This is a genomic window from Pseudomonas sp. RA_15y_Pfl1_P11 (assembly GCF_963970975.1).
GTDB classification, from domain to species: Bacteria; Pseudomonadota; Gammaproteobacteria; order Pseudomonadales; family Pseudomonadaceae; genus Aquipseudomonas; species Aquipseudomonas tritici.
Map to the genome: position 1 here is coordinate 307,332 of NZ_CAXAOY010000002.1, position 17,933 is coordinate 325,264.

Genomic DNA, 17,933 nt, shown 5'->3' on the forward strand with positions numbered 1-17,933 from the left:
GATTAACCTTTCAGCTGAGCCAGGGCACGGTAATCCGCTCCCAGCGTGGCTTGTAAAATCTCTTTTGGATAATCGTCGGTCACTACCGCTTCGCCCATGTGGCGTAGCAGCACCAGTCGCAGTCGACCGTCGATCACTTTCTTGTCTATCGCCATATGTTCGAGGAAGTCCGCCTCAGTCATCTCCTCAGGCGGGATGACCGGCAAACCGGCGCGCTGGAACAGGTGGATACCGCGATCACGCTCCTGGGCGCTGATCCAGCCCAAGCGCTGCGACATCTCCAACGCCATCACCGTGCCAGCAGCCACGGCCTCGCCATGTAGCCACACACCATAGCCCATGTGCGTTTCGATCGCATGGCCGAAGGTATGGCCCAGATTTAACGTGGCCCGCACACCGGACTCCCGTTCGTCGGCATTCACCACCAGCGCCTTGGCGGCGCAGGAACGGGAAATCGCTTCGGTCAGTGCCACCTGGTCGAGGTTGCGCAATGCGTCTACATGCTCTTCCAGCCAGGTCAGGAATGGCTCGTCGCAGATCAACCCATACTTGATGACTTCCGCCAGGCCAGCCGACAATTCGCGCGGTGGCAGGGTGTTGAGTGTCGCGGTGTCGATCAGCACGGCTTGAGGCTGATAGAACGCGCCCACCATGTTCTTGCCCAGCGGGTGGTTGATACCGGTCTTGCCGCCCACCGACGAATCGACTTGGGACAACAGAGTGGTCGGCACCTGGATAAAGTCCACGCCACGCTGGTAACAGGCGGCTGCGAAGCCGGCCATATCACCGATCACGCCGCCGCCCAAAGCAATCACCGTGGTGCGGCGGTCATGGCGTGCGGTCAGCAAGCCATCAAAGATCAGTTGCAGGGTTTCCCAGTTCTTGTGGGCTTCGCCGTCGGGCAAGATCACAGAAATAACCGAGTACGCCGACAGGCTGCGGCTCAAACGCTCAAGATACAGCGGCGCGACCGTTTCGTTGGAGATGATCGCCACTTGCCGCCCGGCAATGTGCGGTGCGAGCAACTCGGGCTGGTCCAGCAGACCTTCGCCAATATGGATCGGGTAGCTGCGCTCGCCTAGATCGACCTTAAGTGTCTGCATGTGTCCCCGCGTTAGAGATGTATTGACGACCGGCAACGTCAAGATCTGACATCACCTGATGGCTCTACGCCACACCCCGCAGGGTGATAGCGCGCCGCCGAGAATAGCGCATTTCGGGCCCAGCTTTAACGGGGTGGCAGCCGTTGCAGACGCTCGAGAATGTCGAGGACCACCATCCGAGGGGGCCGCTCATCGGTTTCCACCACCAGATCGGCGATCTCCCGGTACAGCGGATCGCGCAGCATGAGCAGGTCCCGCAGGGTTTTTTCCGGGTTGGCCGTACGCAGCAATGGTCGATTGCGATCGCGGGCGGTGCGGCCCACCTGCTGCTCGACTGACGCATGCAGATAGACCACCCGACCACCGGCATGCAGCGCGCGGCGGTTTTCGTCGCGCATCACCGCGCCACCGCCAGTCGCCAACACCACGCCATCGCAGCCACACAGCTCGGCGATCATCGCCTGCTCGCGGTCACGAAAGCCCAGCTCGCCTTCCTTATCGAAGATCCATGGGATATTGGCACCCGTGCGCAATTCAATTTCCTTGTCGGAATCTTTGAATGGCAGGCGCAGCTCTTTGGCCAGCAAACGGCCGATGGTGCTTTTTCCAGCTCCCATCGGTCCTACAAGAATCAAATTTCGCACAGAATCAACGACTCACAGCAATCGCCTGGTTATTCATAATACGCGGAGTCAGGAATACCAGCAGCTCGGATTTTTTCTCCGCCAGCACATCGCGCCGGAAAAGGCGGCCAAGATACGGCACATCGCCCAAAAATGGCACTTTATCTACCACTTTGCTTTGGGTATTGGAGAAGACCCCGCCGATAACAATGGTCTCGCCATCCTTCACTAACACCTTGGCATTGACCTCGTTTTTCTTGATCGGCGGCACGTCGTTGAGTTTGTTCAAGTAATCGGGCTCATCCTTGGTGACCTTGACCTCCATGATTACGCGGTCGTCGGGGGTGATTTGCGGGGTGACCTCCAGCGACAGCGACGCCTCCTTGAACGACACTGAAGTGGCGCCACTGGAACTGGATTCCTGATAAGGAATCTCGGTGCCCTTGAGGATGCGCGCGGTTTCCTTGTCGGAGGTGACCACTTTGGGTTGCGAAACGATTTCTCCGTTGCCGGTTTTCTCCATGGCGGTGAGTTCCAGGTCCAGCAGCAGGTTATCGGTGATAAAGGCGATGCCCAGGCCCGAGGTGCCGGTCAGCGAACCCAAATCGACAAAGGGTGAGCTGGGTGGGTTCTCAGGCGGTTCCGCACCTTCAGACTGAGGCTTGGGGATACCTCCCGCGCCCCAGTTTCCGCGATTCAGCCGGCCACCCCAGCGCGCGCCCAGGCTTTTGTCGTAATCGACATTGGCCTCGACAATCCGCGCTTCAATCATTACCTGGCGCACCGGAATATCCAACTGAGCCACGATCCGCCGCAGCTCCTCCATCCGTTCCCCGGTCTGGTAGGCAATGATGTTGTTGGTACGATCATCGACCGCCACCGAGCCACGCTCATCGGTGACGCCCTCAAGGCCCGTGACTGATTGGAACAGCTTGGCCAGGTCCGCCGCCTTGGCGTAGTTGACTTGCAACAGCTCACGGCGCAACGGCGCCAGTTCGGCCATTTGCTTGCGCGACTCAAGGGTCAGCAGCTCACGCGCGGCCAACTCCTCGGCAGGCGCCACCAGTAATACGCCGGACTTTACCCGCTTATCCAACCCCTTGGCTTGCAGCACCAGGTCCAGCGCGTGGTCCCAGGGCACATCCTTGAGGCGCAGGGTGATCGAGCCCTGCACATCGTCGCTCGCTACCAGGTTGAGGCCCGCCACATCGGCAATTTGCTGCAACGCGGTACGTAACTCGATGCTCTGGAAGTTAAGGTTCAGCTTGTCGCCTGTGTAGGCGCTTGACATGGCGCTGCCGGGAGGCGGCAACTGGATCAAATCCACGCGACTGGGCACAGCACTAGCCATCGGTGCCGTGAACGCTATCCATAGCGCCACACCGACGGACGAAAAAGTCCTTTTCATTGTTTGATTCCGTTATGAGTTGAGGTTTAACACCAGCGTTCGGGGACGCTCGATCCAGGCGCCCTGACCATCAGGAAACAGCTCGACCAGTTCTATGTAACCTTCGTGGATGGCAGTGATACGCCCATGGTCCGGCCCCAAGTAGTCACCGACCGCCAGGCGGTGCACGTTGGATGCCGCACGCAGCAGGGCGAAAGCTCGCACCCCAAGGGACAGCGTGCCGACCATTTCAAACTGTTCCATAGGTAGACTTTCCAGTACACCACGTGGCCGGGCGAGGTCTGGCGCGCGGGCTGGCCGACCAGACACGTGGTCTACCTGAATGGCAAGCAATTGAAAAGGATCGCGCAGCCCCAATGAGTCGTAGACAAACGGCTGCCCTTGCCCGCCTCGCCCACCGCCCTGGGCATGCCAGTAAGTCTTGGCCAGCAGGTCAAGGCGTAAAAGCTTGCCATCACGCCTAAAGGCCACATCGTGCACCGTGGCGATGCGCGACAGGCCACCCAGGCCACTCAGGAACATCGCGAGGTCGTGATAAGCGCCCGCGACACCGATCTGCACAGGTTGTTCGTGATAGAACGGACGCGACAACTCATCCAACGGGGTGACGCTCTCAACCAGCAAACCATTGGCCAGTGCCAGACGCGCAACGTCTTCCAGCAAGCCGGGCATTTCTGACTCGCTCGGCAATGCCTGCAAAAGCTCATCGACCTTCGCCTGCATCAACTGAAGCTGTTGCGTGCGCGCCTCAAGGCTGGCAGCCAGGACAGTTTTTTGTGCGACTTGCTGCTGCAGGGCCACTTCCCGCGCCTCAACTTGATGTAACCGCGCCCGCGAAGGACTCAGGTACGTCAGGTCACCCACCACAAACACCAGACCCGTCAGCGCACAGCCCAACAGGGCCTTGCCGGGTAAGGGCCATTTTGCAGCGTTGTGAGTGAGTGCAGAAAGATTGAGCCTCAGCAGGCTCAAGGTTGAGCCTCGGTGGACTCTCCCTGACGGACCATCAGCTGGAACTCATTGTTGCCGCGCGCGCCATCCGTCCGCACATGTTGCAGCCGCGTCGAATGGGCGCCTTGCGCGGCCTCCAGGCGGCGCATCAACCGGGCGATGTCCTGGCTGGATTCAGCGCTGCCGCTGATACTTACCGTATCGCCCTTCGCCAGCACTTCATGCAGGTGTACACCGTCAGGCACCGCACGCGCCAACTGATCCAACAGCTGAGCACCATTCGAGCGGGCATCGTGCAGGTCTTGCACGACCTTCATGCGCTGCGCCAGTTGCTGGCTTTGCTCCTGCAGGTCATCGATGGTCTTGATGCGCGAATCCAGGCCGGTGATTTCCTTGCCCAGATGGTCATTGCGAGTCACCTGACGATCAATGGCTTGGTCGATCACCTGATCCGCCAGCCACACAGTCCCCAGTGCCGCACAAGCGAACGCCAGCAAACACGCCAGCAAATTCTTGCGACGCCGCTCTGCCAGCGACTGGCGCCAAGGCAGTAGGTTGATTCGTGTCTTCAAGCGAAACTCCTCAGGGCCAACCCGCAAGCAATTCCCATCCCTTGGGCATCCACGGCCCATTGTGCACTATCCACTCGATGGCTCGGCGTGAAGCTTGCGAAATCCTGACTGCAAGCGCGCGCCAATGCAAACGCGTCGACATCGACCACCTTCGGCACCAGCCCCGCCAGGGCCAAAACTGCCTCGCGGGCTTCCACCTGATCCTTGAGGCATGCAGCGAGCAGTACCTCGACACGGCCTGGGTCAAGTGCAGTCGGCCCGCGCACCTGAAAGTCGATGGCCACCTCATCCAATGGATAAGGAATGTACTGGTCTGCCTCCATCTGGATCATCCAGGTCATCTCATCGTCTGTGAGCCCCGCTTCCATTTCGATCATCCGCGTGATCACCGAAGGCCCGGCCACAGAGGCGGCAGCACCACGGGCCGACGTCGATAACCGCGACAACGCACTGCGCAAGGTGCGCCCTACACCTTCGAGATCGAGGAATGTGCCGTCGACCACCGTGTGCGCAGGCAATGCCTGTGTAACATAGCCTTGAACGTTGAACCCCGAAACTGAGCGACCCAGCTCGATCAGCCGGATGCTCGTGTCATTGATGTCAACACCTAGCAAGGTGTCGGCTTTTCGCGTGAAAAATCCCTTTCTCATAAAACTCCCTAAAACTTTGTCTGTCATACCGCCTGATTGCCGTTGTGCACTCTGCATTCGGTCGACTTGTTGAACCGGCGCGAATGACGCCCCAAGTCGAAAAATGCTTTAATGCCCATCGCTTTTTCCCGCTATTTATCTGCAGCTCGGGTCGATCCATCGTTTGCCATGCATGCCCCGACGCCTAACTCATTCTTTTCTCTGGAAATCCAAAAGCCTTGATTCGTCTGCTGAAGTTTTTCGGGTACTCCATTGTCGCCATCGTTTGCGGGCTGCTGCTCGTGCTCAGCGGGGCCTACCTCTACCTTAGTCCGGGTTTACCCTCCGTAGAGGCCCTTAGAAGCATCCAGTTGCAGATTCCTTTGCGGGTCTACAGCAGCGATGAAAAACTGATCGCGGAGTTCGGCGAAATGCGCCGCACACCGATTCGTTTTGCCGATATTCCACCCAATTTCATCAACGCCCTGCTGTCGGCCGAAGACGATAACTTTGCCAACCACTATGGCGTCGACCCAAGCAGCCTGCTGCGTGCGGCGACACAATTGGTAAAAAGCGGACACATTCAGTCCGGCGGCAGCACCATCACCATGCAAGTGGCGAAGAACTTCTTCCTCACCAGCGAGCGCAGCTTTTCGCGCAAGGCCACGGAGATCCTCTTGGCACTGCAGATTGAGCGCCAGTTGACCAAGGACGAGATCCTCGAGCTGTACGTCAACAAAATCTACCTGGGCAACCGTGCCTATGGGATTGAGGCGGCTTCGCAGGTCTACTACGGCAAGTCAATTCGTGATGCCAGCCTGGCGCAGATGGCCATGATTGCCGGCCTGCCAAAGGCCCCATCACGCTTCAACCCCCTGGCCAACCCGGCACGCAGCAAAGAACGCCGCGACTGGATCCTGGGGCGCATGTACAAGCTGGGCAAGATCGACCAGGCCGCTTACGAAAGCGCCATCGCCGAGCCATTGAACGCCAGCTACCACGTGCAGACGCCGGAAGTGAACGCACCCTATATCGCCGAAATGGCGCGCGCCGAGATGGTCGGCCGCTACGGCAGCGAGGCCTACACCGAAGGTTTCCGTGTGACCACCACCGTGCCGAGCAACCTGCAGGACATCGCCAATGAGTCGGTGCATTCCGGCCTGATCACCTACGACCAGCGCCACGGCTACCGCGGCCCTGAATCGCGCCTGCCGGGCAAGACCCTGAGCGCCTGGACCACCGAGCTGGGCAAGCAACGTGCGATCAGCGGCCTGGAGCCGGCGATCGTCACCCAAGTGAACAAGGATGGCGTGCAGGTGCTGACCCGCACGGGTGAAGCCCATGTGGCATGGGACAGCATGAAATGGGCGCGCCCTTTCCTGAACACTAACAGCATGGGCGCAATACCCAAGCAGCCGTCTGACGTCGCGCAGGTGGGTGACTTGATCCGCGTGCAACGCCAGAAGGACGACACGCTCAAATTCAGCCAGGTGCCATTGGCCCAGGGCGCTCTGGTGTCTCTGGACCCGCAGAACGGTGCAATCCGCGCGCTGGTGGGTGGTTTCTCGTTCGAGCAGAGCAACTATAACCGTGCGACCCAGGCCAAGCGCCAGCCCGGCTCGAGCTTCAAGCCGTTCATCTACAGCGCCGCACTGGACAACGGCTACACCGCCGCCAGCCTGGTCAACGATGCCCCGATCGTGTTTGTCGACGAGTACCTGGACAAAGTCTGGCGCCCGAAGAACGACAACAACACGTTCCTCGGCCCGATCCGCATCCGCGAGGCGTTGTACAAGTCGCGTAACCTGGTGTCGATCCGCCTGCTGCAGGCGATGGGCGTGGGCAAGACCATCGATTACATGACGCGCTTTGGCTTTGCCAAATCCGACATGCCGCCAAACCTGTCCCTGGCGCTGGGCACCGCGACCCTTACGCCGATGGAAATCGCCACCGGCTGGAGTACCTTTGCCAACGGCGGCTACAAGATCGCGCCGTACCTGATCGACAAGATCGAAAGCCGCAACGGCGACACCCTGTTTACCGCCAACCCGCCGCGAGTGCCGGGGGATGTGGTCAACGGCGTAGCCGCGAATGATGGCCTGGCGGCCCCGAGTAATGGCGGCATCACCATTGAGCCAACCCCAGGTGCTGCGCCAACTGCCAACGCCGCTGCAACCGAACCGCAGGCGCCAGCCGTGGCCGAGCGCATCGTCGATGGCCGTACCACTTATATCCTCAACAGCATCCTTGAAGACGTGATCAAGAAGGGCACCGGCCGCCGCGCCCTGGCCCTTGGCCGCGCCGATATCGCGGGCAAGACCGGCACCACCAACGAGTCCAAGGATGCGTGGTTCTCCGGCTACAACGCCGACTACGTCACCACCGTGTGGACCGGCTACGACCAACCGGAAAGCCTTGGTCGTCGAGAGTACGGTGGCACCGTCGCGCTGCCGATCTGGATGAGCTACATGGGCGCAGCCTTGAAGGACAAGCCACTGCACACCCAGCCGGAGCCGGAAGGCATCCTCAGCCTGCGGATCGACCCGATCAGTGGCCGTGCGGCATCGCCAAGCACGCCGAATGCGTACTTCGAACTGTTCAAGAGCGAAGACACGCCGCCGTCAATTAATGAGTTGGGCAATGGCGTCGCGCCGGGCAGCCCGCTGCCAGCAGACGAGGCGGCGCCGATCGATCTCTTTTAGAGAGCGGCAAGCTGTCAGCTACAAGCGGCAAGAAAGAGCCGTGATGTGCCACCCTTAAACTTGCAGCTTGCAGCTTGAAACCTCCCCATAAAAAAACCCGGCGTTCCGAGCCGGGTTTTTTTATGGGTCTACGGCTTAGCCGTTGAACACATCATCCACGCTTTGCAGCGGGTAGTTCTTCGGATACGCCAGGGTAGCCACACCGGTCTCGATGGCGGCTTTGGCCACGGCATCGGAGATCAGGGTGATCAGGCGCTTATCCATTGGTTTCGGGATGATGTACTCACGACCGAATTCCAGCTTGGCGCCACCGTAGGCATCGCACACGTCTTGAGGCACCGGCAGTTTGGCCAGTTCACGCAGGGCGTTGGCAGCAGCCACTTTCATCTCTTCGTTGATGCGCCGGGCGCGAACGTCGAGGGCGCCACGGAAGATGAACGGGAAGCCCAGAACGTTGTTGACCTGGTTCGGGTAGTCCGAACGGCCAGTGGCCATGATCACGTCGTTGCGAGTGGCATGCGCCAGTTCCGGCGAGATCTCCGGGTCCGGGTTGGAGCAGGCGAACACGATCGGGTTGGCGGCCATGGACTTCAGGCCTTCGGCGCTCAGCAGGTTCGGGCCGGACAGGCCAACGAACACGTCTGCACCGTCGAGCGCGTCAGCCAGGGTGCGCTTGGACGAAGGATGGGCAAACATCGCCTTGTACTGGTTCAGGTCGGTACGCTCGGACTGGATCACGCCCTTGCTGTCGACCATGTAGATGTTTTCCAGCTTGGCGCCCATGCTCACGATCAACTTCATGCAAGAGATGGCCGCGGCGCCAGCGCCCAGGCAGACGATCTTGGCATCAGCCAGGGTTTTGCCAGCGATTTCCAGGGCGTTGATCATGCCGGCAGCGGTAACGATCGCGGTGCCGTGCTGGTCATCGTGGAATACCGGAATGTCGCACTGTTCGATCAGGGCTTTTTCGATCTCGAAGCACTCAGGTGCCTTGATGTCTTCCAGGTTGATGCCACCAAAGGTGATGGAAATGCGCTTGACCGTGTCGATGAACGCCTGCGGGCTTTCGGAGTCGACTTCGATGTCGAAAACGTCGATGCCGGCGAAGCGCTTGAACAGCACGCCTTTGCCTTCCATGACTGGCTTGGACGCCAATGGGCCAAGGTTGCCCAGGCCGAGAATCGCGGTGCCATCGGAAATCACTGCAACCAGGTTGCCTTTGCCGGTGTACTTGTACGCCAGTTCAGGGTCGCGGGCGATTTCACGTACGGGCTCGGCAACACCAGGGCTGTAGGCCAGCGACAAGTCGCGGGCGGTGGCAGTGGCTTTGGTGAGCTCTACACTCAGCTTCCCTGGACGAGGATGGGCATGGTATTCGAGAGCGGCAGTTTTCAAATCAGACATATCGGCATTCCGCTTTTGCTGTTGGTCGACGGACCGCCGAGGATACGCGTGTCGCAAAGTCCCTACAAGACTGGGCAGTCACAGGTGTCAAGGCCCCAAAGTGCCGTACTTTGGTCTAAGGCCACGGGACACAAGGGCTCAAGTGTTCACAATCACCTAAAAAAATGTCTACAATTTTTTATTAATAAATCGATTTGAGCATACCGGGGTCGGTCACTGGCAGCAGCCAACGTGCCTGGCCGTTTTTCAGGGCGCCCCGCTTGGCGCGATCCTGCACCCAGCCGCGCGCCTCGATTGCCTTGCCTTGCAGACCACTTAGCCATGCGGCGTCGAACTGTTGGATGAGGTCGGGTGCAATGCGCAATACCAGTGAACCCCGCAATTCGATCCAGATTCCACCACGATTGCGTTCGATCTTGCGCACTTTACCGCTGACAAGCACGAAGCCGGATTGCTTGAGCTGCGCCACCTGTCGCACTGGCGACTGGCGCCAAAGACCCAGTCGCGCCTTGCGGGCAGTGTTTTCGGCCGCCTGCTGGCAAGTGACGAGATCGACATTGGGCGCGACGCCCACTTGGAACCCCAGGCCCTCGGCCAGCAACTGCGCTTCCAGATTCTCGCCATTGGCACCATAGAGGTGAGCCAGCGTGCGGCCGTAGTGGTCTTTGCTCTCGCGCCCAGGCACCAGGCCGAGGCGACTGTCGCTGGCGTCTACCAATGCCTGCAAGCGCTGACGGGCAGCGACAGCGTAGGGCTCGTCGGAACGGCCTCGCCTGCCGGTCTCCGGCGCATTGAGGCCAATCATCCGTACGCTGCGACCATCCTTGAGGCGCACCGTGTCGCCATCCACCACGCGCTGCACCTCAACCCGGGCAAGGCCTGACGGCGCGGGACAGAACACCTGCGCCTGGGCGGCTGACTGCCAAATCCCAGGCACAAAAAAGGCGCCCACAAGGGACGCCTTTTTCAACAGCTGGCAAAAGCCCATAAGGCTTTTGAGCCTTACTCTGCTGGAGTAGCAGGCTTCTTGCCGAAAGCACCAAAGCGATCTGCGAAGCGCTGTACACGGCCGCCGGTGTCCAGAGTTTTCTGCTTACCGGTGTAGAACGGGTGGCACTCGTTGCATACGTCAGTACCCAGTGGCTTGCACAGGTTCGAACGCGTTTCGAACTTGTTGCCGCAGCTGCAGGTTACTTCGATGGTTTCGTACGCTGGATGGATATCGGCTTTCATGGCACTTCCTCGGGCTAGCGTGCCGCCACTCGACACTATTGTCGAATACCGCACGTAATTAGGCCGCGGATTCTACCAGACCTTTTTAATCGCGCAAGCGGCGCATCTGGCTGAATCCGCGCCTTTCATCAGAAAGTGCGGCATACCCAAGCCTGCGCCTGTCTGCTAGGCTCCCGCCCCTGCGCCACCGCCTGCCTTTATATGAGACCCCCGCGTGCCCGACGCCATTTTGCGCCTAGCCCTGCCCTCGCCCCTGCGCCGCCTGTTCGATTACCGGGCTCCGGCTGGCGTGCTGCGGGCGCAGTTACAGCCGGGCATGCGCGTACGTGTACCCTTTGGCCGGCGGGAAATGATCGGCATCCTGGTGGAAGTGGCCGACCATAGCGAAGTGCCTGCGGAAAAGCTCAAGCCCGCGCTGGCGGTGCTCGACGCCACCCCACCGCTGCCACCTGCGCTGTTCAAGCTGTGCCTGTGGACGGCCCAGTATTACCAGCACAGCCTGGGCGACACCTTAAGCTGGGCATTGCCGGTACTGCTGCGCCAAGGCGAACTGGCCGAAGCACGCCAGGAACGCTTCTGGTCGACGGTGCCCGGCGCGAGCCTCGACGACCCGCGTATCGCCCGCGCCCCGCGCCAACGTGAAGCCTTGGCGACACTGGCACAGCATCCCCACGGCGTGGCCCATCAACTGTTAAGCAAGCTGATGCTGAGCAAGGACAGCCTCAACCTGCTGCTGGCTAAAGGCTTGGTGCAGGTGGAGATCCGCAAGCAAGCCCCCAACGCCCGCCACGAACACTGGCTGGCCCAACCGGAATTGCCGCTGAACCCAGAGCAACGCGCTGCGTATGAAGCCATTCGTGCAGGCTTCGACAGTTTCCATGCCTTCCTGCTGGCCGGGGTCACCGGCAGCGGCAAGACCGAAGTCTATTTGCAGTTGATCCGCGAAACCCTGCAAGCCGGTAAACAGGCACTGGTGTTAATCCCCGAGATCAACCTGGGCCCGCAAACCCTGGCGCGCTTCGAACAACGCTTCAACGCACGTATCGCCCTGGTGCACTCGGCGGTCAACGACCGTGAGCGCCTGGAGTCGTGGCTGGCCGCGCGAGATGGCGAAGCCGACATTATTATCGGCACCCGTTCGGCGCTGTTCACCCCGATGAAGAACCCCGGGCTGATCATCATCGACGAGGAGCACGACGGCTCCTATAAACAGCAAGAAGGCTTGCGCTACCACGCCCGCGACCTGGCGCTGGTGCGCGCACGCCAGGAAGACATCCCGATTGTGCTGGGCTCGGCCACGCCGTCCTTGGAAAGCCTGCACAACGCCTACACCGGCCGTTACGGCCTCCTGCGCCTCAACGAGCGTGCGGGCGGCGCCAAGCAGCCACGCTTCCTACGCCTCGACGTTAAAAGTCGCCCATTGGACAGCGGTATTTCCGGGCCCATGCAACAAGCCATCGGCCAGACCCTCGCCGCCGGCCAACAGGTATTGGTGTTTCTCAATCGTCGGGGCTTTGCGCCGACCCTGCTGTGCCACGACTGTGGCTGGATGTCCGAGTGCGAGCGCTGCGATGCGCGCATGACCGTGCACCAGCGCCACGGCGAGTTGCGCTGCCATCACTGCGGTCATGTGGAGCGGCTGCCTCGCCACTGCCCGCAATGCGGCAAAGTCGACCTGCGACCTGTAGGCGCAGGCACCGAACGCGCGGAAGAGCGCCTGGGCATTCTGTTCCCCGATTACCCGGTGCTGCGCGTCGATCGCGACAGCACCTCGCGCAAAGACGCGATGAACCAACTGTTCGCGACCATCCAGAAGGGCCAGCCGTGCATCTTGATCGGCACGCAGATGCTTGCCAAAGGGCACCATTTTCCACGGGTGACCCTGGTGTCGATCCTGGACGCGGACGGCGGGCTGTTCTCCGGAGATTTCCGCGCCAGCGAACGCATGGCGCAGTTGATCGTGCAGGTCGCCGGCCGCGCAGGCCGCGCCGAAGAGCCAGGCCGGGTGATTATCCAGACACACCTGGCCGAACATCCGCTGCTGATCCAACTGACTGAACAAGGTTACTTTGCGTTCGCCGAACAGGCGCTGAGCGAACGCCGCGCCGCCGGCCTGCCGCCTTTTTCGCATTTAGCGTTATTACGCGCCGAAGCCCACAAACCAGGGCAGGCCGAAAGCTTTCTGGATGAAGCGTGCAGCGCCGCCGAACGTTTGCTCGGCGAGCTGAGCCTGAGCGGCATCGAGCTGCTCGGCCCGGTGCCAGCGCCCATGGAACGCCGCGCCGGGCGTTATCGTGCTCAGCTACTCTTGCAAGCAACCTCCCGTGCGCCCCTGCATCGGCTATTAAGTAGCTGGTTGCTTGCCCTGGAGCAAATGCCCAGCGGCCGACAAGTGCGATGGTCGCTGGATGTGGACCCGGTGGATTTGTACTGATCGTTACATTGCTATCGCACGCCAGCTCCCACATTTTGAAATGTGAACAGCCTTAAATATGGAAGCGAGCTTGCCCGCGATGAGGCCCGCAGGTCGCCAACCCGTCTGAATGGTTGGCAAGCCCGCCCTCGCCACGGATAATGCCCAGTTTTTCCACCTGCGCATCGCGCGCCGCCGCTTGCGGTCGAAAGAGAACACCATGAAAGACACCATTCGCCAGCTGCTCCAACAAGCCCTCACCCAACTCGTCAACGAAGGTGTGTTGCCTGAAGGCCTGACGCCGGCGATCCAGGTGGAAAACACCCGCGACAAGACCCACGGCGACTTCGCCAGCAACATTGCGATGATGCTGTCCAAGCCTGCCGGCATGAAACCACGCGACCTGGCTGAAAAAATCATTGCCGCGCTGCCTGCCGATGAAAGCGTCACCAAGGCCGAAATCGCCGGCCCTGGCTTCATCAACTTCTTCCAGAACACCCAGGCCTTGGCCAACCGCCTCGACGCGGCCTTGGTCGATGCCCATGTGGGCGCGCGCAAAGCCGGCCCGGCCCAGCGCACCGTGGTCGACCTGTCGGCCCCCAACCTGGCCAAAGAGATGCACGTCGGCCACTTGCGCTCGACCATCATCGGCGACGGCGTAGCACGGGTCCTGGAGTTCCTCGGTGACGAAGTCATCCGTCAGAACCACGTCGGCGACTGGGGCACCCAGTTCGGCATGCTGATGGCCTACCTGCAGGAAAACCCGATCACCAGCGACGAATTGTCAGACCTGGAAAATTTTTATCGCGCGGCCAAGAAGCGCTTTGATGAGTCAGAAGAGTTCGCCGACCGCGCCCGTGGCTTGGTAGTGAAGCTGCAGGCCGGCGATGCCGAATGCCTGGCGTTGTGGACCAAGTTCAAGGATATCTCGCTGTCCCACTGCCAGAAGATCTACGAACAGCTCAACGTCAAGTTGACCATGGCCGATGTGATGGGCGAAAGCGCCTACAACGACGACTTGATCAATGTGGTCAACGACTTGAAGGCTGCTGGCATGCTGGTCGAGAGCAACGGCGCCCAGTGCGTGTTCCTCGACGAATTCAAGAACGCCGACGGCGAGCCGCTGCCGGTGATCATCGTCAAGGCCGATGGCGGCTACCTCTACGCCACCACTGACCTGGCGGCTGTACGCTACCGCAGCGGCACGCTCAAGGCTGACCGCGCGCTGTACTTCGTCGACCAGCGCCAGGCCCTGCACTTCCAGCAAGTGTTCGCCGTAGCGCGCAAAGCCGGTTTCGTCACCCACCCGATGCACATGGAGCACATGGGCTTTGGCACCATGAACGGCGCCGATGGCCGTCCGTTCAAGACCCGCGATGGCGGCACGGTAAAGCTGATCGACCTGCTGACCGAAGCCCAGGAACGCGCCTACACTCTGGTGAAGGAAAAGAACCCGGAGCTGGCCGAAGCCGACCTGCGCAACATCGCCCGCGTGGTGGGCATTGGCGCGGTCAAATACGCCGACCTGTCCAAGCACCGCACCAGCGACTACAGCTTCAACTTCGACCTGATGCTCAATTTCGAAGGCAACACGGCGCCTTACCTGCTGTACGCCTACACCCGTGTGGCTGGCGTGTTCCGCAAGCTGGGCAAGGACTTCAGCGAAGTTGACGGCCAGATGGTGCTGGAGGCTCCGCACGAACAAGAACTGGCCGCCAAGCTCGCGCAATTCGGCGAAGTGCTGAACAGCGTCGGCGAGAAAGGCACCCCGCACATTCTGTGCACCTACCTGTACGAAGTCGCGGGCCTGTTCTCCAGCTTCTACGAGAACTGCCCGATCCTGACCGCCGACGACGAAGCCCAAAAGCAAAGCCGTCTGCGCATCGCCGCACTGGCTGGACGGACCCTCAAGCAAGGCCTGGAACTGTTGGGCCTGGAAACTCTGGAGCGTATGTAAGTTGGCTGCCAAGAAAAAACCTGCACCCAAGCGCGGCGCCAGCCGTTACCAGGCCCCGGCAAAGAAGCCTATTCCAGGCTGGCTGTGGATGGCCATCGGCCTCACCGTTGGCGCGTTTATCGTGTTCCTGATGAAACTGGAGCCAGGCCAGGGCGACGACGTCAAACGGGTCAAACAGGAGCAGCAGAAAGCCACCAAAATGGCCGAAGCCAACAAGACCGCGCCAAGCCCAACAGCACCGGTGAAGCCAAAGTACGACTTCTACACGCTGCTGCCGGAATCGGAAGTGATCGTGCCGCCTGACGCCGTACCGGAGAAAACCCTGCCGACGCCGCAAGTGCCGACCACGCCGGTCACGCCGGTCACGCCGGCAGAAGCCGCGAAAATCGACACCGCGCGCGCCCAGGCCGCATTGGCCGGGATCACTCCGCCGCCAGCACCACCGGTCGCCGAGACCAAGGCAGCGCCGGTGACCAAGTTCTTCCTGCAAGCGGGCTCGTTCCCGAAACAGGCGGATGCGGATCGCGTGCGCGCGCAGATCATCCTGCTGGGCCAAGCGGTGACGGTAGAGTCCGGTACGGTGAAGGATGCGACCTGGTACCGCGTGCTGGTGGGGCCGTTCAGCAACCGTGAACAGCTGACCGTCGCGCAGAAACAACTGGCGGGCGCAGGGTTTAGCAACCTGTTGTTACAACAACGCCAGAGCCGCTAACTCCCAGCCAACCCAGTACAAATGTGGGAGAGCTGGCTTGCCTGCGATGGCGGTGTAACAGTCAATATTTTCAGTAACTGACACACCGCCATCGCAGGCAAGCCAGCTCCCACATTTATTTTCAGCGGTCTCAGGACCGAGTCCGACACATAAACACAACTCGTCCTCCCTCCCGTCCTACAGTTGAAATCCCCCTCGCCACCCCCATATCAGTTTCCATCAGGGCATTTTCGCCCCGCTGCGTGGAGACTCTCCCCTTGACCACCATCGTTTCAGTACGTCGCCACGGCAAAGTCGTCATGGGCGGCGACGGCCAGGTTTCCCTTGGCAATACCGTGATGAAAGGTAACGCCAAGAAAGTGCGTCGCCTTTACCACGGCCAGGTTCTCGCGGGCTTTGCCGGCGCTACCGCCGACGCCTTCACCCTCTTCGAGCGCTTCGAAGGCCAGCTGGAAAAACACCAGGGCCACCTCGTGCGCGCCGCCGTCGAGCTCGCCAAAGAATGGCGCACCGACCGTACGCTCAGCCGCCTGGAAGCCATGTTGGCCGTCGCCAACAAAGATGCCTCCCTGATCATCACCGGTAACGGCGATGTGGTTGAGCCCGAACATGGCCTGATCGCTATGGGTTCCGGCGGTGGTTACGCCCAAGCGGCAGCCAGCGCACTGTTGAAAAAAACCGACCTGTCGGCCCGCGAAATCGTCGAGACGGCCTTGGGCATTGCCGGCGATATCTGCGTGTTCACCAACCACAATCAGACCATTGAGGAGCAGGACCTCGCCGAATAAGCCGTAGGCTTATTCTCGCTTGAGGCCGCCAAACACTATGTCCATGACTCCCCGCGAAATCGTCCATGAACTCAACCGCCATATCATCGGCCAGGACGATGCCAAGCGCGCCGTTGCCATCGCGCTGCGTAACCGCTGGCGCCGCATGCAACTGCCCGAAGAGCTGCGTGTTGAAGTAACGCCGAAAAACATCCTGATGATCGGCCCTACCGGCGTCGGTAAAACCGAAATCGCCCGTCGCTTGGCCAAACTGGCCAATGCACCGTTCATCAAGGTCGAAGCCACCAAGTTCACCGAAGTGGGCTACGTGGGCCGCGACGTCGAGTCGATCATTCGTGACTTGGCCGATGCAGCGCTGAAGCTGCTGCGCGAGCAGGAAATGACCAAGGTCAGCCATCGCGCCGAAGACGCCGCGGAAGAACGCATCCTTGATGCCCTGCTGCCACCGGCACGCGCGGGTTTCAACGAAGACGCCGCAACGGCCTCGGATTCCAACACCCGCCAGCTGTTCCGCAAGCGCCTGCGTGAAGGCCAGTTGGACGACAAGGAAATCGAGATCGAAGTCGCCGAAGTCTCCGGTGTCGACATCTCCGCCCCGCCAGGCATGGAAGAAATGACCAGCCAGTTGCAGAACCTGTTCGCCAACATGGGCAAGGGCAAAAAGAAAAGCCGCAAGCTCAAGGTGAAGGAAGCGCTGAAACTGGTGCGCGACGAAGAAGCCGGGCGCCTGGTGAATGAGGAAGAGCTCAAGGCCAAGGCCCTGGAAGCGGTCGAGCAACACGGCATTGTGTTTATCGATGAGATCGACAAAGTCGCCAAGCGCGGTAACTCCGGTGGCGTCGACGTGTCCCGCGAAGGCGTGCAGCGCGACCTGCTGCCGCTGATCGAAGGCTGCACCGTGAACACCAAGCTGGGCATGGTCAAGACCGACCACATCCTGTTTATCGCCTCCGGTGCCTTCCACCTGAGCAAGCCAAGCGACCTGGTGCCGGAGCTGCAAGGCCGCCTGCCGATTCGCGTCGAGCTCAAGGCACTGACCCCGGGCGACTTCGAGCGCATCCTCAGCGAGCCGCATGCTTCGCTGACCGAGCAATACCGTGAGTTGCTGAAAACCGAAGGCTTGGGTATCGAGTTCCAAGCGGACGGCATCAAGCGTCTGGCGGAGATCGCCTGGCAGGTCAACGAGAAGACCGAGAACATTGGTGCGCGTCGACTGCATACCCTGCTTGAGCGTTTGCTGGAGGAAGTGTCCTTCAGCGCCGGCGACCTGGCCGGTGCGCAGAATGGCGAAGTGATCAAAATTGATGCGGATTACGTCAATAGCCACTTGGGCGAATTGGCGCAGAACGAAGATCTGTCGCGCTACATTCTGTGAGCTCAAGCTGTAAGCTACAAGCTTCAAGTTGAGCCCATTCAACTTGCCGCTTGTAGCTTAAGG

General features: G+C 60.6%; 14 protein-coding genes and 1 pseudogene. 6 read left to right on the forward strand and 9 right to left on the reverse strand.

Annotated features, from left to right (window positions below; translation table 11 throughout):
* Positions 1-2 precede the first annotated feature (2 nt).
* The 6 genes and pseudogenes from aroB to pilM form a co-directional block, all read right to left on the reverse strand.
* Positions 3-1,103 (reverse strand): 3-dehydroquinate synthase, encoded by a 1,101-nt coding sequence (aroB, locus tag AACY44_RS03505; RefSeq protein ID WP_065875726.1) that lies wholly within the window; start codon positions 1,101-1,103, stop codon positions 3-5.
* 125 nt (positions 1,104-1,228) lie between these two features.
* Entirely contained in the window at positions 1,229-1,747 is a 519-nt protein-coding gene (gene aroK, locus AACY44_RS03510) for a shikimate kinase AroK (RefSeq protein ID WP_339415555.1), read from the reverse strand.
* 4 nt (positions 1,748-1,751) lie between these two features.
* A pseudogene (locus tag AACY44_RS03515) lies at positions 1,752-3,008 on the reverse strand (type IV pilus secretin PilQ); the annotation flags it as partial.
* Positions 3,009-3,146: 138 nt separating this feature from the next.
* Positions 3,147-4,106, reverse strand: a complete 960-nt coding sequence (locus AACY44_RS03520) for a pilus assembly protein PilP (protein WP_339415554.1) — start codon at positions 4,104-4,106, stop codon at positions 3,147-3,149.
* Positions 4,103-4,657 (reverse strand): PilN domain-containing protein, encoded by a 555-nt coding sequence (locus AACY44_RS03525; RefSeq protein ID WP_339415553.1) that lies wholly within the window; start codon positions 4,655-4,657, stop codon positions 4,103-4,105. The genes AACY44_RS03520 and AACY44_RS03525 overlap by 4 nt, the downstream gene beginning before the upstream one ends.
* Positions 4,654-5,307: a type IV pilus biogenesis protein PilM gene (gene pilM, locus AACY44_RS03530; RefSeq protein ID WP_339415552.1), complete on the reverse strand. Its 654-nt coding sequence runs from the start codon at positions 5,305-5,307 to the stop codon at positions 4,654-4,656. The genes AACY44_RS03525 and pilM overlap by 4 nt, the downstream gene beginning before the upstream one ends.
* A gap of 221 nt (positions 5,308-5,528) precedes the next feature.
* Here pilM and AACY44_RS03535 point away from each other — a divergent pair, with 221 nt between their 5' ends.
* Positions 5,529-7,988: a penicillin-binding protein 1A gene (locus AACY44_RS03535; RefSeq protein WP_370467828.1), complete on the forward strand. Its 2,460-nt coding sequence runs from the start codon at positions 5,529-5,531 to the stop codon at positions 7,986-7,988.
* Between the two features lie 135 nt (positions 7,989-8,123).
* Here the strand turns inward: AACY44_RS03535 and AACY44_RS03540 are convergent, their stop codons facing one another.
* The 3 genes from AACY44_RS03540 to rpmE form a co-directional block, all read right to left on the reverse strand.
* Entirely contained in the window at positions 8,124-9,392 is a 1,269-nt protein-coding gene (locus tag AACY44_RS03540; RefSeq protein ID WP_339415550.1) for a malic enzyme-like NAD(P)-binding protein, read from the reverse strand.
* Positions 9,393-9,573: 181 nt separating this feature from the next.
* Positions 9,574-10,380: a thermonuclease family protein gene (locus tag AACY44_RS03545; protein WP_339415548.1), complete on the reverse strand. Its 807-nt coding sequence runs from the start codon at positions 10,378-10,380 to the stop codon at positions 9,574-9,576.
* Between the two features lie 14 nt (positions 10,381-10,394).
* On the reverse strand, positions 10,395-10,625 hold the full coding sequence (rpmE, locus tag AACY44_RS03550; RefSeq protein ID WP_049710411.1) for a 50S ribosomal protein L31: 231 nt from the start codon (positions 10,623-10,625) through the stop codon (positions 10,395-10,397).
* Positions 10,626-10,839: 214 nt separating this feature from the next.
* Between rpmE and AACY44_RS03555 the strand changes: the two genes are divergently transcribed.
* The 5 genes from AACY44_RS03555 (at position 10,840) to hslU (ending at position 17,870) form a co-directional block, all read left to right on the forward strand.
* Positions 10,840-13,059, forward strand: coding sequence for a primosomal protein N' (locus AACY44_RS03555; RefSeq protein WP_339529806.1), 2,220 nt, complete (start codon positions 10,840-10,842; stop codon positions 13,057-13,059).
* Between the two features lie 199 nt (positions 13,060-13,258).
* The gene (gene argS, locus AACY44_RS03560; protein WP_339435788.1) at positions 13,259-14,995 is read left to right on the forward strand and encodes an arginine--tRNA ligase; all 1,737 of its coding nucleotides are present in this window, start codon (positions 13,259-13,261) and stop codon (positions 14,993-14,995) included.
* A gap of 1 nt (position 14,996) precedes the next feature.
* A complete protein-coding gene (locus AACY44_RS03565) occupies positions 14,997-15,707 on the forward strand; it encodes an SPOR domain-containing protein (RefSeq protein WP_339415545.1) in 711 nt (236 codons plus the stop codon).
* 257 nt (positions 15,708-15,964) lie between these two features.
* Entirely contained in the window at positions 15,965-16,495 is a 531-nt protein-coding gene (hslV, locus tag AACY44_RS03570; protein ID WP_049710414.1) for an ATP-dependent protease subunit HslV, read from the forward strand.
* Positions 16,496-16,532: 37 nt separating this feature from the next.
* Entirely contained in the window at positions 16,533-17,870 is a 1,338-nt protein-coding gene (gene hslU, locus AACY44_RS03575) for an ATP-dependent protease ATPase subunit HslU (protein ID WP_339427284.1), read from the forward strand.
* Positions 17,871-17,933 lie beyond the last annotated feature (63 nt).